This is a genomic window from Alkalicoccus luteus (genome assembly GCF_052061695.1).
GTDB classification, from domain to species: domain Bacteria; phylum Bacillota; class Bacilli; order Bacillales; family Salisediminibacteriaceae; genus Alkalicoccus; species Alkalicoccus luteus.
In genome coordinates this window covers 17,149-42,211 of the sequence record NZ_JBPZEY010000006.1, presented here as the reverse complement: position 1 = coordinate 42,211, position 25,063 = coordinate 17,149, and the positions used below count along the sequence as shown (strand labels likewise).

General features: G+C 47.8%; 21 protein-coding genes. 8 read left to right on the top strand and 13 right to left on the bottom strand.

What is annotated here, in order from left to right; genetic code table 11:
• Positions 1-27 precede the first annotated feature (27 nt).
• From leuB to ACSZLD_RS09370, 7 genes are all read left to right on the top strand, one after another.
• The gene (gene leuB / locus ACSZLD_RS09400; protein WP_377910908.1) at positions 28-1,134 is read left to right on the top strand and encodes a 3-isopropylmalate dehydrogenase; all 1,107 of its coding nucleotides are present in this window, start codon (positions 28-30) and stop codon (positions 1,132-1,134) included.
• Between the two features lie 25 nt (positions 1,135-1,159).
• Positions 1,160-2,572 (top strand): 3-isopropylmalate dehydratase large subunit, encoded by a 1,413-nt coding sequence (gene leuC / locus ACSZLD_RS09395; protein ID WP_377910909.1) that lies wholly within the window; start codon positions 1,160-1,162, stop codon positions 2,570-2,572.
• Positions 2,573-2,596: 24 nt separating this feature from the next.
• Positions 2,597-3,181 (top strand): 3-isopropylmalate dehydratase small subunit, encoded by a 585-nt coding sequence (gene leuD, locus ACSZLD_RS09390; protein WP_444685030.1) that lies wholly within the window; start codon positions 2,597-2,599, stop codon positions 3,179-3,181.
• Positions 3,182-3,750: 569 nt separating this feature from the next.
• On the top strand, positions 3,751-5,283 hold the full coding sequence (locus ACSZLD_RS09385; protein ID WP_377910911.1) for a peptide chain release factor 3: 1,533 nt from the start codon (positions 3,751-3,753) through the stop codon (positions 5,281-5,283).
• Positions 5,284-5,712: 429 nt separating this feature from the next.
• Positions 5,713-6,405, top strand: a complete 693-nt coding sequence (locus tag ACSZLD_RS09380) for a DUF1538 domain-containing protein (RefSeq protein ID WP_444685029.1) — start codon at positions 5,713-5,715, stop codon at positions 6,403-6,405.
• Positions 6,402-7,133 (top strand): DUF1538 domain-containing protein, encoded by a 732-nt coding sequence (locus ACSZLD_RS09375; RefSeq protein WP_444685028.1) that lies wholly within the window; start codon positions 6,402-6,404, stop codon positions 7,131-7,133. Before ACSZLD_RS09380 ends, ACSZLD_RS09375 begins: the two co-directional genes overlap by 4 nt.
• Positions 7,130-7,837 carry a P-II family nitrogen regulator gene (locus ACSZLD_RS09370; RefSeq protein ID WP_444685027.1) on the top strand — a complete coding sequence of 236 codons (708 nt, stop codon included), beginning with the start codon at positions 7,130-7,132 and terminating at the stop codon, positions 7,835-7,837. The genes ACSZLD_RS09375 and ACSZLD_RS09370 overlap by 4 nt, the downstream gene beginning before the upstream one ends.
• Before the next feature lie 81 nt (positions 7,838-7,918).
• Here the strand turns inward: ACSZLD_RS09370 and ACSZLD_RS09365 are convergent, their stop codons facing one another.
• The 12 genes from ACSZLD_RS09365 to ACSZLD_RS09310 form a co-directional block, all read right to left on the bottom strand.
• The gene (locus ACSZLD_RS09365) at positions 7,919-8,149 is read right to left on the bottom strand and encodes an aspartyl-phosphate phosphatase Spo0E family protein (protein WP_444685026.1); all 231 of its coding nucleotides are present in this window, start codon (positions 8,147-8,149) and stop codon (positions 7,919-7,921) included.
• Between the two features lie 276 nt (positions 8,150-8,425).
• On the bottom strand, positions 8,426-10,159 hold the full coding sequence (locus tag ACSZLD_RS09360; RefSeq protein WP_444685025.1) for a phospho-sugar mutase: 1,734 nt from the start codon (positions 10,157-10,159) through the stop codon (positions 8,426-8,428).
• A gap of 74 nt (positions 10,160-10,233) precedes the next feature.
• Positions 10,234-11,895: a glycerol-3-phosphate dehydrogenase/oxidase gene (locus ACSZLD_RS09355; protein WP_444685024.1), complete on the bottom strand. Its 1,662-nt coding sequence runs from the start codon at positions 11,893-11,895 to the stop codon at positions 10,234-10,236.
• Between the two features lie 158 nt (positions 11,896-12,053).
• On the bottom strand, positions 12,054-13,553 hold the full coding sequence (gene glpK, locus ACSZLD_RS09350) for a glycerol kinase GlpK (RefSeq protein ID WP_377910918.1): 1,500 nt from the start codon (positions 13,551-13,553) through the stop codon (positions 12,054-12,056).
• Positions 13,554-13,587: 34 nt separating this feature from the next.
• On the bottom strand, positions 13,588-14,436 hold the full coding sequence (locus tag ACSZLD_RS09345; RefSeq protein WP_377910919.1) for an MIP/aquaporin family protein: 849 nt from the start codon (positions 14,434-14,436) through the stop codon (positions 13,588-13,590).
• Positions 14,437-14,608: 172 nt separating this feature from the next.
• On the bottom strand, positions 14,609-15,163 hold the full coding sequence (locus ACSZLD_RS09340) for a glycerol-3-phosphate responsive antiterminator (protein WP_444685023.1): 555 nt from the start codon (positions 15,161-15,163) through the stop codon (positions 14,609-14,611).
• A gap of 38 nt (positions 15,164-15,201) precedes the next feature.
• A complete protein-coding gene (locus tag ACSZLD_RS09335; protein WP_377910921.1) occupies positions 15,202-16,182 on the bottom strand; it encodes an aldose epimerase family protein in 981 nt (326 codons plus the stop codon).
• Between the two features lie 117 nt (positions 16,183-16,299).
• Entirely contained in the window at positions 16,300-17,850 is a 1,551-nt protein-coding gene (locus ACSZLD_RS09330) for a GNAT family N-acetyltransferase (RefSeq protein WP_444685022.1), read from the bottom strand.
• Between the two features lie 165 nt (positions 17,851-18,015).
• Positions 18,016-18,981 carry an ABC transporter permease gene (locus ACSZLD_RS09325; protein ID WP_377910922.1) on the bottom strand — a complete coding sequence of 322 codons (966 nt, stop codon included), beginning with the start codon at positions 18,979-18,981 and terminating at the stop codon, positions 18,016-18,018.
• Complete coding sequence (locus tag ACSZLD_RS09320) at positions 18,982-20,031, bottom strand: ABC transporter permease (RefSeq protein WP_377910960.1); 1,050 nt, start codon at positions 20,029-20,031, stop codon at positions 18,982-18,984.
• 8 nt (positions 20,032-20,039) lie between these two features.
• Positions 20,040-21,569, bottom strand: a complete 1,530-nt coding sequence (locus tag ACSZLD_RS09315; RefSeq protein WP_377910923.1) for an ABC transporter ATP-binding protein — start codon at positions 21,567-21,569, stop codon at positions 20,040-20,042.
• A 204-nt stretch (positions 21,570-21,773) separates the two neighbouring features.
• Positions 21,774-22,961 (bottom strand): BMP family lipoprotein, encoded by a 1,188-nt coding sequence (locus tag ACSZLD_RS09310; RefSeq protein ID WP_377910924.1) that lies wholly within the window; start codon positions 22,959-22,961, stop codon positions 21,774-21,776.
• A 513-nt stretch (positions 22,962-23,474) separates the two neighbouring features.
• Between ACSZLD_RS09310 and ACSZLD_RS09305 the strand changes: the two genes are divergently transcribed.
• Positions 23,475-23,876, top strand: a complete 402-nt coding sequence (locus ACSZLD_RS09305; protein WP_377910925.1) for a response regulator — start codon at positions 23,475-23,477, stop codon at positions 23,874-23,876.
• 84 nt (positions 23,877-23,960) lie between these two features.
• Here ACSZLD_RS09305 and ACSZLD_RS09300 read toward each other — a convergent pair whose 3' ends face one another.
• Positions 23,961-25,055: an ethanolamine utilization protein EutH gene (locus ACSZLD_RS09300; protein ID WP_444685021.1), complete on the bottom strand. Its 1,095-nt coding sequence runs from the start codon at positions 25,053-25,055 to the stop codon at positions 23,961-23,963.
• Between the last annotated feature and the right edge of the window lie 8 nt (positions 25,056-25,063).

Below are 25,063 nucleotides of genomic sequence, written 5' to 3'. Positions count from 1 at the left end.
GCTACCTATAAAAAGGAGGAATTATCAATGAAAAAGCATATTGTCGTACTGCCTGGAGACGGGATCGGTACTGAAGTAAGTGAGGCAGCGAAAAAAGTACTCGAAGCAGCAGCCGAGGAATTTGATCATACGTTCACGTTTGAGCATCATGATATTGGAGGAACCGCAATTGATCGCCACGGCTCTCCGCTGCCGGAATCAACGGTTGCTGCCTGTAAGAACGCAGATGCTGTTCTCCTCGGAGCAGTCGGCGGACCTAAATGGGACCAGAATCCCTCCCATCTGCGGCCGGAGAAAGGCCTGCTGGGAATTCGAAAGGAATTGAACCTTTTTGCAAACCTTAGACCTGTTCAAGGCTTTTCCAATTTACTGCACGCTTCTCCTCTCAAACGGGAAGTCGTTGAAAACAGTGACCTGCTGATCGTCAGAGAATTGACGGGCGGCCTGTATTTCGGCACCCCTAGTGAACGACGTGACGGCGGCGACAGCGTAGTAGACACGCTGGCTTACAGCCGGCATGAGATCGAACGAATTGTTAGGCGCGCATTTGAAGCTGCATCCGTCCGCCGCAAGCATGTGACATCGGTCGATAAAGCAAACGTATTAGAATCCAGTAAGCTGTGGCGTGAAATTGTAGAAGAAATCAGCAGCGACTATCCCGAAGTTACAGTAGAACACATGCTGGTCGATGCTGCTGCGATGAAGCTGATCACGAACCCTTCTCAGTTTGACGTAATTGTAACGGAAAACATGTTTGGAGATATCCTTTCCGACGAAGCTTCTGTTTTAACTGGATCGCTTGGCATGCTGCCATCTGCAAGTCTGAACGAAAGCGGCTTCGGACTTTACGAGCCGGTACACGGTTCAGCACCGGATATTGCCGGAGAGAATAAAGCAAATCCACTTGCAGCTATTCTGTCTGCTGCCATGATGCTAAAGCACTCCTTCGGGTTGAACGAAGAAGCGCAGCGTATCGAATCTGCCGTTGCAGAAGCGCTGGAGCAAGGTTACCATACCGCTGATCTTGATCTGCCCGGCGGTCAGCAGGTGAATACAGAGCGTATGACAGAAACAGTCATTGACCTGCTGAAAGCGAACACGACGACAAGCAGCATCATGAGCTGCTATATTTAACTATATTCAGGAAGGTGAAGAGAAAATGCAGCCAAAAACGATTGTAGAGAAAATATGGGAGAAGCACGTCATTCATCAGGAGACCGATAAACCCGATCTTCTGTATATTGATCTTCATCTGGTGCATGAAGTAACTTCACCGCAGGCGTTTGAAGGACTGCGCATGAAAAACAGACGAGTGCGCAGACCGGATAAAACGTTTGCTACGATGGATCATAACGTGCCGACCATTGCCAGACACTTTATCAGCGATCCTGTTTCCAGAAAACAAATGGAAACGTTATACAACAACTGCCAGGAATTTGGCGTGGAGCTTGCTGACATCAACCATCCCGATCAAGGCATCGTTCACGTTATCGGACCTGAGCTAGGGCTGACTCAGCCGGGAAAAACAATTGTCTGCGGCGACAGTCACACGTCTACTCACGGCGCGTTTGGAGCACTGGCTTTCGGTATTGGCACAAGTGAAGTGGAACATGTGCTTGCTACACAGTCTATCTGGCAGGCAAAGCCTAAAACGATGAATGTAAAAGTAAACGGCAGGCTCTCCCCTTCCGTGACCGCGAAAGATTTGATTCTCGCCATCATCGGCAAGTTCGGTGTCCGTTTCGGAACCGGTCATGTGCTGGAGTATACCGGCGAAGCTGTTCGCGGACTTTCGATGGAAGAGCGGATGACCATCTGCAACATGTCCATCGAAGCAGGGGCCCGAGCTGGTCTGATCAGTCCTGACGATACGACTGTAGACTACCTGCGTGGTCGACGAAATGTACCAGAAGGTGAAGCTTTTGAAGAGGCGGCAGCAGAATGGAAAGCCCTGGCAACCGATGAGGGAGCTGCCTATGACGCCGTTGTCGAAATCAATGCAGATGAAGTAGAGCCCCAGGTAACATGGGGAATTAACCCAGGCATGTGCCTTCCGGTCAGCGGCTCTGTACCCCACCCGGAAGCAGCTGAGACACCAGCTGAGCGTGAAGAGATTGAACGGGCTTTAACGTACATGGGTCTTGAGGCCGGACAGCCAATTTCTTCTGTACCTATTCAACACGTTTTTATCGGCTCATGCACAAACTCCCGTCTCAGCGACCTGCGTCGTGCTTCTGAAGTGATTCAGGGACGAAAGGTTCATCCTGACGTTCGGGCTCTTGTTGTTCCTGGCTCACAAACGGTCAAACAGGCCGCCGAAGCCGAAGGTATTGATAAAGTGTTTACAGAAGCCGGATTCGAATGGCGGGAAGCAGGCTGCAGCATGTGTCTGGCCATGAATGACGATGTCGTTCCGGCAGGTGAACGATGTGCCTCTACTTCCAACCGCAACTTTGAAGGCCGTCAGGGAAATGGAGCGAGAACACATCTCGTTGCACCTGAAATGGCGGCTGCCGCTGCGATTGAGGGCAGATTCGTAGATGTCCGCAGCTATTTTACCAGCCCTGTTTAAAAGGGACGTTAAAGGAGTGTCACGATGGAACCGATAAGAAAGCATGAAGGTGTCGTTTATCCGCTTAACCGCTCTAATATTGACACCGATCAGATTATACCGAAACAATTTTTAAAGCGAATAGAACGTCAAGGCTTCGGCCAATTTCTCTTTTACAACTGGCGGTTCGATGACAATGATCAGCCGAGAGTGGATTTTTCGCTGAATCAGGACCGCTATAAAGATGCGACGATCCTCGTAGCTGGGGAGAACTTCGGCTGCGGTTCTTCCAGAGAGCATGCTCCATGGGCACTGCAGGATTATGGATTTATCGTGATTATCGCACCGAGCTTTGCCGATATTTTCTATAATAATTGCTCTAAAAACGGTATCTTGCCTATTCAGCTAACACAAGCTGAAGTTCAGGAGCTGATTGAAAAAGCAGAAACTCCTGGTTACAGCCTGACTGCTGATTTGGAACGGCAAAAAGTATCAGATGCCGAAGGTTTTGAAGCTTCTTTTTCGATTACACCATATATGCGTGAAATGCTGTTGAACGGCTGGGATGAAATTTCAGTTACTCTCACGCTTGAAGATAAAATATCGACCTATGAAGCCTCACGCGGCTGATAAAGAGTATACGAATGATGGAGGGGTGTTCCGTATTAGCGGAACACCCCTTCAGGCTGTTTATAATGCCCAACAACTTACATGCCGCAGTCCGGATATGCACGTGCGATCTGCCGTTCAAAAACAAAGCGGCAGAGAATCTTCAGGCTGCTTGTTGCGCACCCGCCGAACGTGTCAGTGACACGTATCTTTTCATTGGAGAAAGAGGTTGCAACAGGTAGACAAGTCTGCTCGTTTCCTTATATGGTGACATTGTTGAATACGGCCATTTTTATTCGGCAAAGGCAGATCTAAAAAGCTCGTGCCGCCCATCACCAGGCACTTGAAACGCACTGCCAGCTGCCGATATCGGAGGGCTCGGCTTAGAACGAGGCGAAGATCCGGCGGACGTCTTGCAGGAGTGCCAATTTAGATAATGGCACGCTTGGAAGCGGTTGGCTGAACATGGATACACGAAGGACACCCTTTCAATCAGAAAGCACCACTCTTCTATTTTAAGATGCACAACTTCTTTATCTGCGTTATAATGAAGTGTTGGATTTATGATCGTAGAAAGAAGGGAACAAACCATGACAGCTTCACGTAAAACGTTTGCTATTATCTCACACCCGGATGCCGGTAAAACGACGCTTACTGAGAAGGTACTGCTTCTTGGAGGCGGAATCCGCAGTGCGGGTACTGTAAAAGGAAAGAAAACTGGAAAATATGCGACTTCAGACTGGATGGAAATAGAGAAACAGCGTGGAATTTCCGTTACTTCCAGCGTGATGCAGCTTGATTATGAAGGCACGCAAATTAATATTCTCGATACACCTGGCCACCAGGATTTCAGTGAAGACACGTATCGGACATTGACAGCAGTTGATACGGCTGTCATGGTAATCGACAGCGTCAAAGGGATCGAAGCACAGACCCTGAAGCTGTTTAAAGTGTGCCGCATGAGAGGCATTCCAATTCTGACGTTTATCAACAAGCTCGACCGCGAAGGAAAAGAGCCGCTTGATCTGCTCGAAGAAATTGAAGAAACACTCGATATGGAAACGTATCCGATGAACTGGCCGATCGGTACAGGAAAGCGCCTCAAGGGCATTTACAGTTTATCCGGTGATAACGTGGAAGTGTTTGATGAGAACGAGCGTCGTATCCTGCCGCTTTCTGACGCCGATATGCTTGAGGATTACGAGAAAGAAACGCTGGAGGAGGAAACGATGCTGCTGCAGGAGGCTGGAAATGCTTTTTCCGCAGAAAAAGTAAAACGCGGTGAAATGACACCCGTATTCTTCGGATCGGCCCTCGCTAACTTTGGGGTGCAGTCGTTCCTTGATCACTTCGTGGAGCTGGCTGCAGATCCCCAGCCTCGAAAAGCGGATGGCGAGTATATTCAGCCGGATTCAGATCAGTTTTCCGGATTTATTTTCAAGATCCAGGCTAATATGAATCCGAACCACCGGGACCGCATTGCTTTTCTGCGTGTCTGCTCCGGCTCATTTGCACGCGGCATGGAAGTGAAGTTATCCCGCTCCAACAAAAAAATGAAGCTGAATCAGTCCCACTCCTTTTTCGCCTCGGACCGCGAGACTGTTGATAAAGCGATGCCCGGTGATATTGTCGGTTTATACGACTCTGGAAACTTTCAGGTTGGCGATACGCTTTGCACCGGACAGGCTCTTCAATATGAAGAGATGCCGCAGTTTCCGCCTGAGAAATTCGCAAAGGTAACGGCGAAAAACGCCTTGAAGCACAAGCAGTATCACAAAGGTATGGAACAGCTAGTCCAGGAGGGTACCATTCAGCTTTATAAAACGCCTTATTTTGAAGATTACATTATCGGCGCTGTTGGTGAACTTCAGTTCCAGGTGTTTGAATATCGTATGAAAAACGAGTATAACGTAGACATTGAGTTTCATCACATGACGCATGAGCTGGCCCGCTGGGTCGTCAAGGGAGATATCGGAGACGGAATGACGGACAGCCGCAAAATGCTCGTAGAAGATCAGCAGAAGCGACCTGTTCTGCTCTTTGAAAACGACTTTGCCCTGCGCTGGTTTCAAGATAAATATCCTGATGTTACGCTCGCCACTGGATGGGAAGTTATGGAATAACTCGTCACAAGCTCCGCTTTATGCGGGGCTTTTTTCTGCTTTTTGAACTGCTGTGATCTGCACAAAAAAACAACCCGCATCTACTTGGATACAGGCTGAGCACGTTGAATCGTATACTTTTTTTTCCCGGAGCCACTGCAATCCCTGCACGTCACAATTCGCGTCACCAGCCAGAGTTTCTGCTTCGTTTTCCCCTTTCCTTTACATTCCCTGCAAATGTACATGATCGCCACCTGTACCCCTCCTCTACTTATGACCCATTGTACGATATTTATCTGAATATTTCCACAAATTGAACTGTATTTCTCCGTTGATTTTCTTACAACCCTCTTTTTGCTGCGCTATTGTCGTTTCTCTTACTCTGTAGAAAGGAATACACGCAGTAATGGCTTTGATAAGAGAGCCTTTTGTGTGAAAGGAGCGAACGATGTGCAGGACGTTTATGAACAGTTTAAAGAAGTCATTCTAGCCGTTCTCCCGCTCGCTGCCGTCATCATCATTTTGCAGTATACGGTCATTGGACTTCCTCCCGAATTGTTTTTTCGGTTCATTGCCGGGGTCGTGATGGTCGGACTGGGGTTGTTTTTATTCCTTGTCGGGGTACATATTGGCCTGCTCCCGATTGGAGAAATGATCGGGTCAGCTCTTCCAAAAACAAATAAGATTTGGTTGATCCTGCTTACTGGTTTTATCCTCGGCGTCGTCGTAACCATTGCTGAACCGGATGTGCGAGTTCTGTCTTCTCAGGTAGATGATGTATCAGGAGGAGAAATTGCAAACCTCACGCTTGTCTATTCCGTTGCGTTAGGAGTTGGCTTTTTTGTTATGATGGCGATGGTAAGAACCGTATTTAACATTCCTTTGAAGTATTTGCTTGTAGGGGGCTATACGGCTGTCGGCATTCTCGCCTTCTTTACACCTCCCACTTTTCTTCCTATTTCATTTGATGCCGGAGGCGTGACAACTGGTCCGATGACCGTTCCGTTTATTCTGGCACTTGGTGTTGGAGTTGCATCCGTTTTGCGTGGAAAATCCTCTTCAAGTGAAGGATTTGGTCTCGTGGCCCTTGCATCAATTGGCCCCATATTAGCTGTAATGGTTCTGGGGGTGATTTACGGATGATCGGAATTCTGTTTGAAGATATTGGACACGTTATATACGAGGTAGCGTTCGCAGTCATTCCGCTGCTCATCTTCTTTTTTGTGTTTCAATTCTTTTTTTTAAAGCTTGATAAAAAGCGGATTCGGGATATCTTGGTTGGACTCGTCCTGACATTTGCCGGTCTTGTCTTATTTCTTCAAGGTGTGGAAGTAGGCTTTTTCCCCGCGGGAGAAGCAATCGGTGAAATTTTAGGAGGACGCGACAACACGCTGGTTTTACTGCCTGCTCTCGGCTTTTTGTTCGGGCTTGTCGCCACCTTTGCAGAACCTGCGATACGCATTTTAAATTACGAAGTGGAAAAAGTGACTGCTGGCTCCATTTCTAAAAATGTCATGCTGATCACGCTGTCTATAGGAGTTGGGGTTTCTATTGCCCTTTCCATGTTCCGGATCGTTATTGGGTTTCCACTCTGGTATTTAATCCTTCCAGGCTACCTGCTGGCTTTTGCACTCGTTTTTATATCAAGCGATCGATTTATATCCATCGCCTTTGATGCAGGAGGTGTGGCAACTGGACCAATGACCGTAACGTTCATCATGGCAATAGCTGTCGGCGTTGTAAGTGTCACCGAAGGCCGGGATCCGCTCATGGATGGATTTGGAATGATTGCGCTTGTTGCATTAACTCCAATTTTGGCTGTCCTTATACTAGGTCTGCTGTTTAAATGGAAGGAGAGTAGCAGTTCATGAATACCATGCGAAAAGACCATAAATTACTCGTTACCATCGTAAAGCGCGGTAAAGCTTCCAGAGTAACGAAAGCCGCTAAAGCAGCCGGTGCTGAAGGCGGCACCACTTTACTCGGAGAAGGTGTCGGCATTCACGAAAAAAGGCAATTTTTCGGACTGGATGCGCTGCATGAAAAAGAAATTGTGCTTACGCTGATCCCCGAGGATATTCTTGCAGATGTTGTGCATGCGATCACGTTAAAAGCGAAGCTGAATGAACCTGGCCACGGGGTCGGCTTTCTTCTTGACGTTCGTCGAACACTCGGTATCGCCCATCTTGACTATGAGGATGAAGAAAAGGAGCTGGATGATATGACAGATGATATTAAACATAAAGGATTCAATCTGATCATTACGATTGTCAATAAAGGTGACGCCGGAAAAGTAATCGATGCCTCCAACCGGGGCGGAGCCGAAGGCGGAACAGTAATGAACGGCCGCGGCAGCGGCATACATGAGAAAGCAAAGCTGTTTTCTCTTCAAATTGAACCTGAAAAGGATGTCGTGCTCACCCTAATCAAAAAAGAGATGACGAAACAGGTGCTTGATGCCATTAACGAAGATGTTCATATCAATGAGCCTGGTAAAGGTATCGCCTTTATACTTCCTGTTGAAGAAACGGTCGGGATCCACCACTTGATGCAGCAAGAATCGGATTCGGAATAACTTATATTCTCCATCACATCAGCAAAGAGGCCCCCTTCCATAACAGGAAGGCAGGCCTCTTTTTTAGTACAGCTCCTCAACTTACTGAATCGAAATATGACGATGATGAAATGAGAAGCATTCTTTCATTCGATTAACGTTCAGCAAACGATCCAGCTCCTGGCTTCGTTTTACAGCTTCTGCAGAGGAAAAGCCGTATTTCATCGCAGCTTTAATCATTTCCTCGCGCTTCAGCTCTAATTCATCTTGCCTGGAAAAGCGTTTCTGCCCCATAATCTCTTCACCTTTTTCAACAATATCGTTAGTAAACATCCAGCTGTCTGCTATTCTACCATATTTTAGCGGATGACGCTGGCTCATAAACCGCACTTAACGAATTTACAAATTTCAGGACAAAAGAAGGAATCATTGCTTTTTCTCTCCATCTATTCTCCTGATAAGCCTTTGCATGAGCGATAAAAAAGGAAAAACATCATCATGCTTTTGACCCCGCCGCTTTTTGACGGCTTTTTTCTAAACACTTCCGTTCGAAAAAACAGGACATCGGTCGGATGCCGGTGCCCTGTTTCCATCGGATTGTATTCGTTGTTAAATATCTTCAAGCCTTTTCAAAACCTGAGCCTTCAATTCACGGAGCTTCTCATCCGCTTCATCAGCTGATTCGCCTCTTACGCCGAAATAACACTTAATCTTCGGCTCCGTGCCGGATGGACGCAGACAGTACCAGGATCCATCTCTGTGAAAAATCTTCAGCACGTTGGAAGACGGCAGATCGATGACTTCATCGGTCCGGTCATCCATATACACGCGTGTTCCGCGCTGATAGTCTTCCACAAAATCAGTTTCTTCCGGAAGGTTTCCTTGGAGTACATCGTCGCGGAAAACGTTCATAATGCGCTGAATTTTTTCCGCCCCTTCTTTCCCTTTAAAGGTGAAGGATGCAAGATCCTCATAAAAGTAGCCGAATTCCTTATAGATCTCCTGCAAGCCATCATAAAGCGTCATGCCTTTTGATTTATAGTAGGCAGCCATTTCAGCAGCAGCAAGTCCAGGCTGTATAGCATCCTTATCACGTGCAAACGGCTCGATTAAATAGCCATAGCTTTCTTCATATCCGAATAAAAACGTATGCTCGCCTGTTTGGTCATAGTCCCGGATTTTCTCACCAATAAATTTAAAACCAGTTAACACGTCCAATGCTGTTACATCATAGGCATCCGCAATCACACGCCCCAGCTCTGACGTTACGATTGTTTTGATCATGACGCCATTATCCGGCAGCGTGCCCGCCTCTTTCTTTTTCATCAGCAAATAATGGAGGAGGAGCGCTCCCGTCTGATTGCCGCTTAAAACCGTAAAGTCCCCGGCTTTATTTTTAACAACGAGGCCGATGCGGTCGGCATCCGGGTCAGTTGCAATCAGAAGGTCGGCATCCACCTCTTCACCGAGCTTCATAGCAAGCTCAAAGGCGTCTGCCTCTTCCGGATTCGGAGAGCGAACTGTAGAAAACTCGGTATCAGGCACCGCCTGCTCCTTCACCGTATGCACGTTTGTAAAGCCGGCATCTTTCAATCCTTTTTCCATAGGCACAGTTGCCGTTCCGTGAAGCGGCGTGAAGACGATTTTAAGGTTCTTTTCCCAAGTTCGAATGAGCTCGCGGTCGGTTATGACTGCTTGCAGCTCTTTCGCATATGCTTCATCAAGCTCATCAAGCACCCATTCCAGCAGACCTTCCTCTTCAAGCTGAGCGGAAGGCTTCGTTTCCACCTCGAGCTCATTTTCGACTGCATTTACCATTGCAATCAGACGATCGGCGTCATCCGGAATCAGCTGGGCACCGTCGTCACCGTAAACTTTAAAGCCATTGTATTCCGGCGGGTTATGACTTGCTGTAATCATCGCACCGGAATGCGTATTCAAGTATCGGACAGCATAGGAGAGCTGCGGAGTAGGCCGCAATTCGCGGAATACATAGGTTTTGATCCCGTTTGCTCCGAGCGTGCACGCTGCTTCAAGTGCAAACTCTTTAGACATCCTCCGGTTGTCATACGCAATGACGACACCTTTGCGCTTTGCTTCTTCTCCTTCAGCAGCGATAAAATCAGCCAGTCCCTGAACGGCTTTTCGAACCGTGTAGATGTTCATGCGATTCGTTCCTGGTCCAATTTCTCCGCGCATTCCGCCGGTTCCAAATTCAAGCGTCTTATAAAAGCTGTCTTCCAGAATCGTCTGGTTGCTTTCATGCGACCGAAGTTCAGCTGCTAAAGCCGGGTCTAAATCCGTTTTTGTACTCCACTTTGAATATTGATCTCTCCAATTCATGCATCATCACCCTCCAGAGCTGGTATATACCTTTAGTTATACGCATCTTATAAGCACTAGTAAAGGGAAACCTGTTAATTTTTCTCTTTTGCAGGCACTGGATTGCGTGCATAGTAGATTTCTTCTTCTAAAACAGAAATGTGATAATCCAGCTCTTCTTCTGTCCAGTTGAATCGGACGGCCATATATTTCAGTACATTATCCTTATACCGCTGTACGAAATCAATATTGAAAAAGAGGGCTGCCGTTCGACGGTTGAAGAAATCGATTGGGGAATAAACCATTTCTTCTTCGATACCGTACACGAGTGAAGCAAATACACCGGCAGGCAGTCCGTAGATCTTCGCCTCTTCCCCCTGAAGCTCAAGAATTTCAAATACTCTCATGACGTTGGATCCGTAAAGATTAGACAATCGTTCTGCTTCGGCGACACTTAGTCCGAGCTTTACGCCTTCTTCAACCGCTTTTTGAATGAAGCTTTCCAACTGATCGGAACCTCCAACATCGCCCCCGGAAAGCTTCATTTTATCTGTTGTACACTTTTTGCGGGAGCCTTCCTGCTTAGCAACGTAATCGACAACCCGCTCCGCCATTTTGCGGTAGCCAGTCAGCTTCCCGCCGGCAATAGAAATCAGACCAGATTCCGAGATAAATGTTTCATCTTTACGAGAAATCTCAGATGCACTCTTTCCTTCTTCATGAATCAGCGGCCTAAGACCTGTCCAGCTCGATTCTACGTCTTCGCGAGTAATGCTGACATCCGGGAACGTATAATTCGCTGCTCGGATCAAGTAGTCCAAATCCGCATCCGTCATGCGAGGCGACGCAATGTCTCCGATATAATGCGTATCCGTCGTTCCGATATACGTTTTACCGGCTCTCGGGATCGCAAATACCATCCGCTTATCATCCGTATCAAAGTAAACAGCCTGCTTGAGCGGGAAGCGGGACTGGTCTACAACAATGTGAACCCCTTTTGTAAGATACAGGTATTTCCCCTGCTTTGATTTATCTTTTTCGCGCATGTCATCGACCCACGGTCCTGCAGCATTTACTACATACTTTGCACGAATGTCGTGATGCACACCGGTTCGGAGATCTGTCACTCGCGCACCGACTACTTTACCATTCTCATACAGCAGGTTTTCGGCTTTCGTATAATTCACTGCATTAGCACCGCGGTGTACCGCTTCTTTAATCGTTTCCAGTGTTAAGCGGGCATCGTCTGTTTTATATTCAACGTAATAGCCTCCGCCTTTTAAATGATCTTCACGAAGCAGCGGTTCTTTAGCCAGTGTTTTCTCCTTGTTCAGCATTTGGCGCCGCTCGTGCTTGCGGACGCCTGCAAGCGTGTCATACGTTTTCAACCCGACAGAGGTAGCAAGCTTGCCGTAGGTACCGCCCTTAACGATAGGAAGCAGCATCCATTCAGGCTTCGTCACGTGAGGAGCATTTTCATAGACAATGGCCCGCTCCTGGCCTGTTTCTTTTACAATTTTAAACTCAAGCTGCTTTAAATACCGCAGCCCGCCGTGCACAAGCTTTGTAGACCGGCTTGAGGTACCGGCAGCGAAGTCCTGCATCTCTACCAGCCCTGTTTTAAATCCTCTCGATACTGCATCCAGTGCAATACCAGCTCCGGTGATTCCCCCTCCGATCACGAGTACGTCCATTTCTTTTCTGCTCATGTTCTGCAGGTATGTCTCACGCTGCAGTGCTGAAAATGGTTTTGCCATAAAAAAACACCCTTTCCATTGAATGAAAGGAAAAGAAACAAAAAGAGACCACAACAATGGAAGCGCTTCTATTCTGCTTCTTTGCTGTGGTCTCTCCGTATCTCCAGACCTTTATATTAATTTAAGACCATTATAGCACAAATTTACAATTTGTAAAACTAATTGCGCTTAAAGGCCATCGTCGCATGAACAGCTGTTTTCCAGCCGTCGTAAAGGTCTTTGCGCTCTTCTTCAGCCATATTAGGCGTAAAGCTTCGCTCAACGGACCACTGCTCAATCACTTCCTCTTTATTCTTCCAGAACCCTACTGCGATACCGGCAAGGTAAGCTGCACCAAGCGCCGTCGTTTCCTGAATAACAGGACGCTCCACTTCCGTTCCAAGAATATCTGCCTGGAACTGCATCAGGAAGTTGTTTGCGACAGCTCCGCCGTCTACACGCAGCTTCTTCAGATCGATGCCGGAGTCAGCGTTCATCGCGTCCAGTACGTCTCTTGTCTGATACGTCAATGATTCAAGCGTCGCCCGGATAAAGTGTTCTTTCTCCGTTCCTCTCGTGATTCCGAAGACTGCACCGCGTACGTCGCTGTCCCAGTAAGGTGTACCTAGTCCTACAAAGGCAGGAACAACATAGACACCGTCTGTTGATTCAACACGTTCTGCGTAAGCTTCCGTTTCCTTGGCATCCTTGAACATTCGTAAGCCATCCCGCAGCCATTGAATCGCAGATCCTGCTACAAAAATACTTCCTTCCAAGGCATACGTAACTTTGCCGTCAAGCCCCCAGGCGAGTGTAGTCAGCAGGCCGTGTTCTGATTTAACCGGCTTCTCCCCTGTATTCATGAGCATAAAGCACCCGGTTCCGTAAGTGTTTTTAGCCATACCGGTTTCAAAACACGTTTGTCCAAACAAAGCTGCCTGCTGGTCGCCGGCTGCGCCTGCAATCGGCACCTCTTCTCCAAAGAAGTGGTAGTCAACCGTATTGGCATATACCTCGGAGGAAGGTCGAACTTCCGGCAGCATTGATTCCGGCACGCCCAGAATATCCAGCAGCTCTTTGTCCCATTCAAGGTCGTAAATGTTGTACATCAACGTTCTTGAAGCGTTGGAGTAATCAGTGACGTGTGCTTTTCCGCCGGACAACTTCCAGATCAGCCATGTGTCGATCGTTCCAAAAAGAAGGTCTCCGTTCTCTGCTTTTTCTCTTGCTCCATCCACGTTGTCGAGGAGCCACTTCACTTTTGTGCCAGAAAAGTACGCATCGATCAGAAGTCCCGTTTTATCACGGAATTTATCGGCATGTCCTGCCTCACGCAGCTCCTGGCAGATGCCGTCGGTCTGACGGGACTGCCAGACGAGCGCGTGATAAATTGGTCGACCTGTGTTTTTATCCCATACAACCGTTGTCTCACGCTGGTTCGTAATACCAATAGCTGCAATATCGCTTGCAGGCACATTTTGATTATTTAGCACTTCTGCCATAACGCTCAGGATGGAGGACCATATTTCATTTGCGTTATGCTCCACCCAGCCCGGCTTAGGAAAATACTGCTTGAATTCTTTCTGAGCGACATCGACGATTTCTCCCGCCTTATTAAAAAGAATGGCTCTGGAGCTCGTCGTGCCCTGGTCGAGTGCAAGTACGTAGTTTTTTGTCATGGATATATTTCCCCCTTATGTTTTTATATGGCTGCTATGCCTTTTTACCCTGAGGCGGGTTGTGGAAAACCTGCTTTTCTGTGTGCATTTTGATATGACGCTTTTCAAGCATGAAAGTCAGTACCGTTACAGCTGCGAACAATGCAACAAACACCCAGAGAAGCGGATGAATAACCCCTTCAAACACTGCTGCATAGAACAAGGCACCAAGACCGCCGCCGATGATTGGTCCAGCTACCGGCACCCAGGCATACCACCACTCAGATGACCCTTTCCCTTTTATCGGAAGCAGCGCGTGTGCGATACGCGGGCCAAGGTCACGGGCTGGGTTAATCGCATAGCCGGTCGTTCCGCCGAGCGATAAACCGATAGCCACAATCAGAAAGCCGACAATAAGCGGATTCAACCCTTCAGTGAAGGCGTTTGCACCAATGAACAGAATACCAAGCACGAGAATGAACGTTCCAAATGCCTCGCTGAAAAAGTTGGATGGTGTGTGTCGAACAGCCGGGCTCGTTGAAAAGACGGCCAGTTTGAGTCCCTGCTCTTCTGTTTTGTTAAAGTGCGCGACATACTGCAGATAAATAAGGGACGCACCAATAAAGGCTCCAATCAGCTGTGCAATAATGTAGCCCGGCACCTGTGCCCATGGAAACTCTCCAATAGTAGCAAGTCCGACTGTTACGGCCGGATTAATGTGTGCCCCGCTGATATCACCGACTGCATAGATGGCCAATGCAACACCAAGACCCCACCCTGCCGTGATAACGATCCACCCGCCTGCATTTGATTTCGTTTCACGGAGCACTACCCCCGCTACGACTCCGGCACCAAAAATAATCAGAATCATCGTGCCTAAAAGCTCTCCCCAAAACGGTGTCATGATTTACTCCTCCTCATTTTGTAAGATTTGGAAACAAAAAAGAGACCAACAAAAATTTGACTCAGTGTGCATACATTACTGAGCAAATATTCATTGGTCTCCTAAGTCTCCATGAATAAATTATTAACTTGCTTTCATTAAACCATGCTATGAAAGCGCTGTCAACGTATTTTTAATTTTCTGTGATTTTCCACAGCTTGCGATTTGAAGTTGTGACGGCTACTGCTCCTGCTGTCAAGGCCGCTTCCACCTCGCTGCGGCTGCGGATAAGGCCTCCTGCAATAATTGGAACTCCAGTTTCTCTGTGAACCTCTTCAATAAATTGCGGAATCAGTCCGGGCAGAATTTCCACGCAGTCCGGCTGAATCGTTCTCATCATTTGATAGCTGGACTCAAGCGCCAGGGAATCAAGGAGAAACAGTCGCTGAATTGTTATCAATCCAGCTTTTTTAGCAGTAATCAACACGTTTTTGCGGGTCGAAATTAAACCGTCCGGACGGATGTCCTGTGACAAAAACTGAGCTGCAAATTCATCATTTTTCAGTCCCTGAACGAGATCGGCGTGAAGCAGCACCTTTTTTCCTTCTTTTTTAATCATACGTACCAGGCTCTTAAGCTGGCCGATATGCGTGTTAAGCAGGACAATATAGTCACTGTCAGCGTCGAGGGCCCGGTCCACATCCTTCAAATCCCGTATAGCCGGAAGCACCTGTGCACCATTAAACATCCAATTACCCCCTTCTGTTCCGCTCATTTTATCTCTTTTCAGTCTGCAGTGCCACCTTTTTTAAAACGGAAGACTGTTTTTTCGTGAAAAACCTCTCCTGGCTGCACAAGGAGGTCTTCTGCTTTCCCCGGGACATGCTGGGTTTCGATACAGACCGCTCCATGCTTCATAAAGCGGCGTTCTTCCCCTGGTTTCCCGGTCAGTTTGTTGCCTGTATATATGACGACCGCCGGCGCTGATGTTTCAACCGTCATCTGCATGCCTGATGCGGGATCTTCCAGCAAAATAGGTCCTGTTTGGTCCAGTTCAAATGGGTGGTCAATGCCGCCTGCAGCAGAAAGCTGTTCATGTTCCATATCGAGCGCATCGCCAATTCGCTGACCTTGTTGGAAGTCAAACGGTCCTTCAGCTGTCATTTTTTTAACGGGAAGGCTCTCTGCATCGATGCTCCAATAGGTGCCCGCAGGAAGGGTCAGTCGATGATCGCGGATATCTGCGCTGCCGAAATTGAAATAGGAATGATGCGTCATGTTTACTGGAGTAGCTTTGTCCGAAGATGCTTCATACGAAATGTGAAGGGCATCTGCTTCAACGCGATAGCTCACCTTTACTTTCAGGTTCCCCGGAAAGCCGCCCTCTCCATCCGGGCTCGCAGTCGTGAAAATAAGCTCATTCTCTCCTTCTTCCACCTCGAAAAAATGAGAGGAAAAACCGTTGAAACCGCCATGAAGATTATTATTGCCGTCGTTTTTATCCAGTTCGGCGGCGGCGCCTCCTGTTGAAACGGATGCCCCCGGAATTCGGCCTGCGGTCCTTCCAATCAGCGCCCCGATGTAATCCGGGTTTGTGCTGTATGTAAATGGATCCTGGTAGCTCAATACCAGGTTGCGGCTTCCATCTGCGTAAATGCCTGTAATAACGCCTCCGTAGTTTAATGCCGTCACTTGAAGTCCGTCTGGATGTCCAATGGTATAGGCAAACACGTCTTTTCCTTCAATGGTTGCAACTGCCTGTTTCATGTCGTTCATCTCCTTTTATTTCTTCTGGACAGACGAAGAAGGCTTCTGACGGTAACATCAGAAGCCCCGTCTTTACTGGAAAAACTGCTGGGTAGGAAAGCGATTATTCATTATCTGTCAGGTCGTCTCATTCTTTAAATGCTGCTCTACCCGGTATAAATCGTGGCGCCGATCCTTCCATTGAGTCACGTTGCCGGATTTTCTGGACCGTCTTAACAGCTCTAGATCAACGTCACCGACAACGACCGTTTCAATGTTCGGATGACATTCCCCGACTATTCCATCGCGAGGAAATGCAAAGTCAGACGGCGTAAAGATTCCGGATTGTGCATATTGAATATCCATGTTCTCCACATGTGTCAGGTTTCCAACTGTCCCAGTAATCATCGTGTAAACCTGGTTTTCAACAGCTCGCGCCTGTGAACAGTAGCGGACCCTTAGATATCCCTGCCTGTCGTCGGTACAAAACGGTGTAAAAATGATATTGGCTCCTTTTTCCGTGGCAATTCTTCCGAGCTCCGGAAATTCAATATCGTAACAGATCTGAATCGCAATTTTGCCGCAGTCTGTGTCAAATACTTCTACACTGTCTCCGCCCTGAATTCCCCAGAAACGTCGTTCATTTGGGGTAATGTGAATTTTATACTGCTTTTCAATTGTTCCATCGCGCCGGAACAGGTAGGCGATATTATATATGCCGCCTTCTTCTTCGACGAAGTGGGAACCACCGATAATATTGACATTGTACTTAATAGCCAGATCTGTAAACAGATTAATGTAATCCTCTGTAAAGTCAGTCAGCCTCCGAATGGCACGGCTTGGACTCTTCTCTTCGATAAAGGATAGCAGCTGTGTCGTAAATATTTCAGGAAACACAACGAAATCGGACTGGTAGCTCGCGCCGACATCTGCATAATATTCGCATTGCTGAGCAAATTCATCAAATGAATCAATTTTCTTCATCATGTATTGAATCGCACAGATTCGCACTGGGAAAGCTGTTTTGAAGTGACGTTTCGTCGTAGGACGATAGTCAACATTGTTCCATTCCATCAGTGTCGCATATTTCATGGATGCAGCGTCATCCTCCAAATAATTACGGTTCACCCGCTTTAACGTAAACCCGTTCATCACTTGAAATGTCAAAACAGGATCAAACACGTTGTGGTTCATTACCTCTTCCACATACTGGCGCGGGGACATTTCTTCCGAGTAGCGTCTATAGTTCGGAATGCGTCCGCCGATAATAATCGACTTCAGGTTCATTTCTCTGGCCAGCTCTTTTCTGGCTTCATAGAGGCGTCGCCCAATTTTCATCCGGCGGTAGTCGGGGTGAACCGCTACTTCAATGCCGTAAAGGTTATAGCCTTCAGAATCATGGTTCGTAATGTACCCCTCATCGGTGATTTCATCCCACGTGTGCTGATCATCATATTCATCAAAATTAATGATCAGGCTTGAGCAGGAGCCAATAATTTCTCCATCAAGCTCTACGCAAAACTGACCTTCAGGGAATATTTCCAAATGGCTGATCAGCTGCTGGCGTTTCCACGGATCCATATTCGGGAAACAGAGCTTGCCGAGCTCCACAATTTCATCTATATCTTCGTACCGGATCGTACGAATAATAATTTTCTTTTCAAATTTGGACATGTCCAATGTTGACAACGCATTCACCTCTTTCACATGCATGTACGCTAATGCGCACCTACCCTATCTTAGCACAGATGAAGCCGCTCAGAAATCTTTTCCACTGCCGCATGACGTCATGCAGCTCCTCTCAAGCAGCTGCAAAACGCCGCCTCTGTCAGACAGAGACGGCGTAAGCAATACTTAACGGCTTCCTTTTGTATATGGCTGATTCAATGCTTTCGGCGGCTCTGCTTTGCCGACAAATCCAGCGAGAGCAAAAATCGTCAGTACGTACGGCAGGATCAGGAAGTAAACCTGCGGAATGTTTTGGAATCCCGGCAGCTGTTGTGCTGATGTACTAAGCGCCATCGCAAATCCAAAGAAAATGGCTGCCCCCATGGCACCAAATGGGGTCCATTTTCCAAATATAAGGGCTGCAAGTGCCATAAAGCCCTGACCGACAATCGTACCTGCCGCAAAGTTCCCTGCGATCGTAACCGCATAGACAGCACCGCCTGCACCGGCGAATGCACCACTGAGCATAACGCCGATATAGCGCATACGCAGCACTTTAATTCCCATCGTATCAGCTGCCATCGGATGTTCACCAACTGCGCGCAGCCGGAGACCAAACGGTGTTTTGAATACGACGTACCACACTAAAACGACAATCAATAGTGCAATGTACGTTGTTAAATAAACGCGTGAGAAAAGCATTGGTCCGAGAATTGGAATATCACTCAAAATAGGGATGTTCGTTCGAAAAATTCGCGCACTGATCGTATCGGTTTGACCGCGGTCGAATACTTCTCGCACGATAAAAACAGTTAGACCAAGTGCCAGAAAGTTCAGTGCAACACCGGAAACGATCTGATCCGCCCGAAACGAAATCGAGGCTACTGCATGAAATAGAGAGAAGATCGCACCAATGACGATCGCAAAGCCAATCCCCATCCAGGGAGAAAGGTTCCCAAAGCCCATGCCTTCAAAGATGAGTGTTCCCATAATCCCGCCGAAGGCCCCCATGACCATCAGACCTTCCAGGCCGATATTGACGACCCCGGAACGCTCACTGAACAAGCCGCCCATAGCTGTCAGCATCAGGGGAGTAGCTGCAATCAGCGATGCAGGCACAATAATGTATAGTATTTGCAGTATCACATCCATTTACTTATCCCCCTTCCGGCTAGCGAGGCGCCCGAGTCCCCAGCGGATGATATAGCTGGATGCTACGAAGAAAATGATCAGGGCGATAATAATTTCAACCAGCTCAGGTGCAACGCCTGCCCGCGACTGCATCATATTCGCTCCCTGCTGCAGACCGCCAAACAGGAATGCAGCGAGGAAGATCCCGACAGACGTACTTGCTCCGAGAAGGGCGACGGCAATCCCATCAAAACCGATATTCGTAAATGCCGGCAGAATGTTGGCGTACTGATACGTTCCAAGTCCTACCATGGCACCGCCTGCTCCGGCAAACGCACCGGACACAGACATGGAGAGAATAATATTCGCGTTTACGTTCATTCCTGCATAAAGCGAGGCATTTTTGTTATAGCCGACAGAACGCAGCTCGAAGCCTTTTTTCGTTTTCCATAAAATAAACCACATAAGTACACATGCTGCTGCGGCAATAAAGAAGCCCCAATGCAGCCTGGAAAACTGAGTCAGTTCGGAAAGAAATCCTGATTCAAGTGAAGCGGTACTGTTAATAAACCCGGTCCGCTGACCGCTGTCCAGCAAGTACGTACGTATCAATGAATTCGTCACATGCATCGCAATATAGTTCATCATAATCGTGACAATTACCTCGTGGACCTGAAAGCGGGCTTTTAAATAACCCGGAACAAATCCCCAAAGAGCTCCTGCTACTGCACCTGCTGCGATAGCGAGCGGAAGGTGGATAATCATCGGCGCTTCAATTGCAAGACCGACGTAGACGGAGGTAAACCAGCCTACAATCAGCTGTCCTTCTACCCCGATATTAAGTAATCCTGTGCGAAAAGCGAAGGCAACAGCCAGCCCGGAAAAAATAAGCGGCGTCATTCGCTGAAGGGTTTCCCCAAAGTCATAAGGCTCTCCAACAATTCCGGCAATCAGTGCACTGTAACCTTCAATCGGGTTATTCCCACTGAAGAGCATAATGACTGCCCCCGCCGCAAAACCAAAGAAGATGGCAATGAGCGGGATCAGAATGTTGAATCCTCTTCCCTGCATAAAGTTTTTCATGTGGCTGGCTCACCTGCTTCCTTCGAACCGCCTGCCATCAGCAGACCTAGTTCTTGTTCCGTCGTTTCATCGGAGTTCACTATTGCGACAATTTCCCCTTCATAAATAACGGCAATTTTATCACTGACGTTCATGACTTCTTCCAGTTCCAGGGAGACAAGCAGAACTGCCCGTCCTTTATCCCGTTCTTCGATCAGCTTCCGGTGGATGAACTCAATGGCTCCAACATCCAAACCTCGTGTAGGCTGTGCTGCAACGAGAAGATTCGGGGAACGGTCTACTTCCCTTGCAATAATTGCTTTCTGCTGATTCCCGCCTGACAGCGCACGTGCCTGCGTTTTTTCCGACGGCGTACGAACGTCGTATTCCTCAATCAGCGATTTTGCTTTTTCATACATCAGGTTGTAGTTCAGTACGCCTGTGTTTGTAAACGGCTTCTGATAATATGTTTGCAGCAGTACGTTTTCCCCGATTGTAAAATCAAGTACAAGCCCGTGCTTATGACGGTCCTGCGGAATATGTCCGATTCCCGTTTCGGTCACCTTACGAGGTTTCAAAGACGTTGTATCCGTTCCGGAAATGGAAATAGTTCCGCTCTTTGCCTTGCGAAGTCCGGTGATTGCTTCCACAAGTTCGGTCTGACCGTTCCCGTCAACCCCAGCAAGACCAATAATTTCCCCTTCACGTACTTGCAGGTTCAGCTTATTGACGACATCAACACCTCGTGAATCTTCAACAACGAGATCTTTCACGTCCAGTACAAGTTCTTTCGGCTCAGCCGGTCCTTTTTCCACCTGGAAGCTGACTTCTCTTCCGACCATCATCTCTGCCAGACTGCTCTCTGTTGCTCCCTCCACCTCTACGGTGCCGACGCCTACTCCGCGGCGAATAACCGTACAGCGGTCACATACCTGCAAAATCTCCTTCAGTTTATGAGTGATGAGGATAATCGATTTTCCTTCTTTGATCAGGTTGTTCATAATTTGAATCAGTTCTTTAATTTCCTGCGGGGTAAGTGCAGCTGTCGGCTCATCAAAGATGAGAATCTCAGCGCCCCGGTAAAGTGTTTTTAAGATCTCCGCACGCTGCTGCATGCCAACTGAAATATCCTCAATTTTTGCACGGGGATCTACGCGCAGGCCGTAACGGTCAGAAATTTCCTGCACGTCTTTTTCCGCTTTTTTTAAGTTAATCGTACCGCGGGAGGTCGGTTCACTGCCCAAAATAATGTTTTCTGTGACGGAAAAATTCTGCACGAGCATAAAGTGCTGATGCACCATGCCGATCCCGAGGTCGTTGGCTACGTTCGGATCCGTGATGTTCACCTTCTCACCACGAACCTTAATTTCTCCTCGTTCGGGCTGATACAAGCCGAACAAGACGTTCATAAGCGTTGATTTCCCGGCACCATTTTCTCCAAGAAGGGCATGAATTTCGCCTTGTTTGACCTGCAGCGTGATATTGTCATTCGCTACGATGCCCGGAAACTCTTTGCGGATATTATTCATTTCGATTACGTATTCCACTATTAACAACTCCCTGTGTAGTGCAGTTAAAAGATGACCGCTGGAAGCATGAACCGCTTCAGCAGAAGTCCCGGTGTTACTTGTCTAATCCTGTCGAAACTTGTCATTTAAACCGGCAAATGGGTATAAACAAAGGCTAGTACAAGACTAGCCTCTGTTTGCCGGGTGAAATTGACATTCAAACCGGATGTGCCGGGTCAGTATTTAGAGAGAGTCCATGAACTCCTCATACTCTTCATCTGTCTGTGGAACTTCAATTTCTCCGTCTGTGATCATCTGCTCGTATTCTTCAACAGCTTCGATTGCATCATCAGAAACGTTGTCCTGAGTTTCAGCAATACCTACACCATCATCCTCAAGACCGAATTCAAGCGTTTCTCCGCCTGGGAAGTTGCCGTTCATCGTATCTTCAGAGACTGTATATACTGCCTGGTCTACACGCTTAACCATAGAAGAAAGAATGACGTTTCCTTCGTCCCATCCGCCTTCTGTCAGCGCCTGATCCTGGTCAACCCCGATAGCCCAGACAGTTTCGCCGCTCTGGTTACGGTCAATTGCTTCTGTGAAGAGGCCGTTTCCTGTTCCGCCGGCAGCGTGATAGATAATGTCAGCACCATTGGAATACATTGTGTCGGCAATGTTTTGGCCTGTTGAAGCATCGTTAAAGTCTTGAGCGTACTGTACGGCAATTTCAATATCAGAGTCAACGTAGCTTACGCCAGCTTTAAATCCATTTTCGAATTTTTTGATGAGCGGGCTTTCTACGCCGCCGATAAATCCAACTTCATCTGTTTCTGTATGCATCGCTGCAATAACACCTACTAGGAAAGAGCCTTCGTGCTCTGCAAACGTGATACTAGCAAGGTTATCAAGCGGATTGCCATCATCATCTGTAACCACTTCATCAACGATTGCAAAATTCTGATCCGGGTTTTGCTCGGCCACCGTACGAACGTCGTCAGCCATCAGGAATCCGATTGCAAACGAAAGATCTGTCCCTTCACGTGCCAGCTGCTGCAAGTTTGGCAGGTAGTCCGCCGCATCTCCAGACTGGATATAATCTACATCAGCTTCCGGAAAGTCTTCGCCAAATTCAGTCAGACCTGCCCAGGCAGATTCGTTGAATGAACGATCATCAACCCCGCCGACATCTGTAACCATTTTGGAAGAGAAACCTTCGCCGCCTTCGCCTGCAGCTTCGTTTCCGCCGTCTTCCTCGCCTTCGTTGCCAGCGTTTTCGTCAGCGTCATTTTCCTCAGCAGCATTGCCAGCATTTTCGTTTCCATCATTTACCGGAGTGGTGTTTTCATTGTTGTCCCCGTCTCCGCAAGCCGCTAGCAGAACTCCTGCAGTCAGCACAGATGAAAGCAGCATCGTTGTACTCTTTTTCATGTCGAGCATCCCCCTAGAATAATGTATTATTTCAGTTTTTATCCCTTAAAAATAGAGAAAGATAAAAACTCTGAAACCATTATGCCACATTATGTCTCAAAATATAATCTTAAAAACGCTTCCAACTAAGAAAAAAATCACATGTTTGATGTCTGACCTCTTACCATGACATACGACATGCGTTGACAGCGTTTTCTTAAGTGCCTTCAATATACCACCTTTTACGCAACAAATAAATAGATTTTAAACAAAATTTCATATTTACTTGAAAAGAATTAACTATTCTGCTAATTCACTCATCTTGGTTCATTCGACATCTTCTCTACCGATTATGTCCGTGTTCAGAATGAACCTATGTACATGCATCCACTCTTGCAAGTGTGCCGCTTTTTTGCTTTTGTATGAAAGGGTCTTTCTATTTCACAGATTTATGCGATTCTTTCACCAAGCCCCCTTTTTTTCAAGCATTTACACTGATACACTATGGAAACAATCTATTGGGAGGGGAATTTCTTGCAGACTGCATTGCTGTGCAATCAGGATCGTGATGATCGGAAGCTGATTGCGGATGTACTCGTGGAAAATGATGTGCAAGTGGTGGAAACGGACTCTTCAGAGCAGGTTCTGGCTTATGTTGAGCAGCTGGAACCTGAAATGGTCATTCTCGATATTATTATGGCGTCAGGAGATGGGATCTCTCTGCTGAAGCAGCTGCAGCGTATGCCGGGCAGTCCGTGCATCGTGTTAAAGTCGTCCTGTCATACAAGAGGACACCTGCGAAAAGCGCTTCAGCTCGGTGCTGATGCTGTGCTGCCTAAACCTGTTACTGCCGAGCAGGTCCGGCAGCTTGCGAACGTTGCCGACCGCCGTGCCATGTACCGGCGCTTTCCGGTGGATAGACAGCTTCAACATTAATGATTATTCTTTCGAACCGAACACCAAAAAGGCCGTCTCAATCAAATGATTGAGACGGCCTTTTTGTTAGGCGCTGCAGCTGCATTACGATGTCGTGCTGCCTGCGTATTTCTGCCTGGAGCGAATGACAGCCGCTGTTAAAAGCACAGCCATCACTCCTGCTGATGCTTTCCCGATCAGCATCGGGATGGTCATTTCCGGCTCCAGTGCCGCCGTAAAGCCGAGGTGCCCCCCCAGCAGAAATGCCCCGCTCACACTGAAAGCGACATTCATCAGTTTCGCTTCTCTGTCCAGCGTATGAAGCTTTTTGTAAACAGGTATACTGTGAGCGAGCTGTGTGAGAAACCCGATCCAGCCATCGGCGCTGATCCCCCCTTTTCGGGCTGCCAGCTTGTCGTGAAGCGTTCGCTTTAAAAAATGCACAAGCGGAAAAGCGCCCGCCAGTGCAAGCACGATCAAGCCTACAATTTCCATCGATTCGCGGAAAGGAGTGAGGCCCGGCATAATCACGACGCCGGTAAGCTCCTGTACGATCAGGATAAAAATGACGACTGTAATAAAAGCCATGATCAGCCTTCCACCCGTGATGAAGAGCTTGACTATAGACGAGCCGGCCCAATAAAGTCCAGCAACCATGCCCATAACCAGTACCGCAGCAGGGATGAGCTGCTGCAGCACGAACATAGCCGGCATTCCTGCTGCAAGACCAGCAAGAAATGCACCGGCAGGAACAGGAATCAGCCCCAGCATAATTCCTTCTGCGAACACCGTATGATCTTCTTTATGTATCAGCCCAAGTGCAACAGGCACCGTAAACACGAAAACCGGTCCGAGCATCGTTGCCAAAATAATACCGGAAAGCAGTGCAGCCTCCCTCGTTTCCGCGAGTTCCAAGGCGAGCGGGTACCCTCCCATATCCACTGCCAGCAGCATGCCGGGAAACATACCAGGATCGGCCCCGATTAATGTAAAGACCGGAATGAGGATGGGGCGAAGAAGTTCTGCCAGCAGCGGAGCTACTGAGATCATTCCTACCATGACAAAGGCGAGAGGCCCCATCGTGCGGAACCCCTCGTCAAAAGCTTCTCCGTAGCCTTTTTTATTTCCTCTGATTTTGTCTGCCGCACCGGCTGCTGCGGCAAGCACAAGTATCCAGATAACAAATTGGTTTAACAGCATCTGTCCTG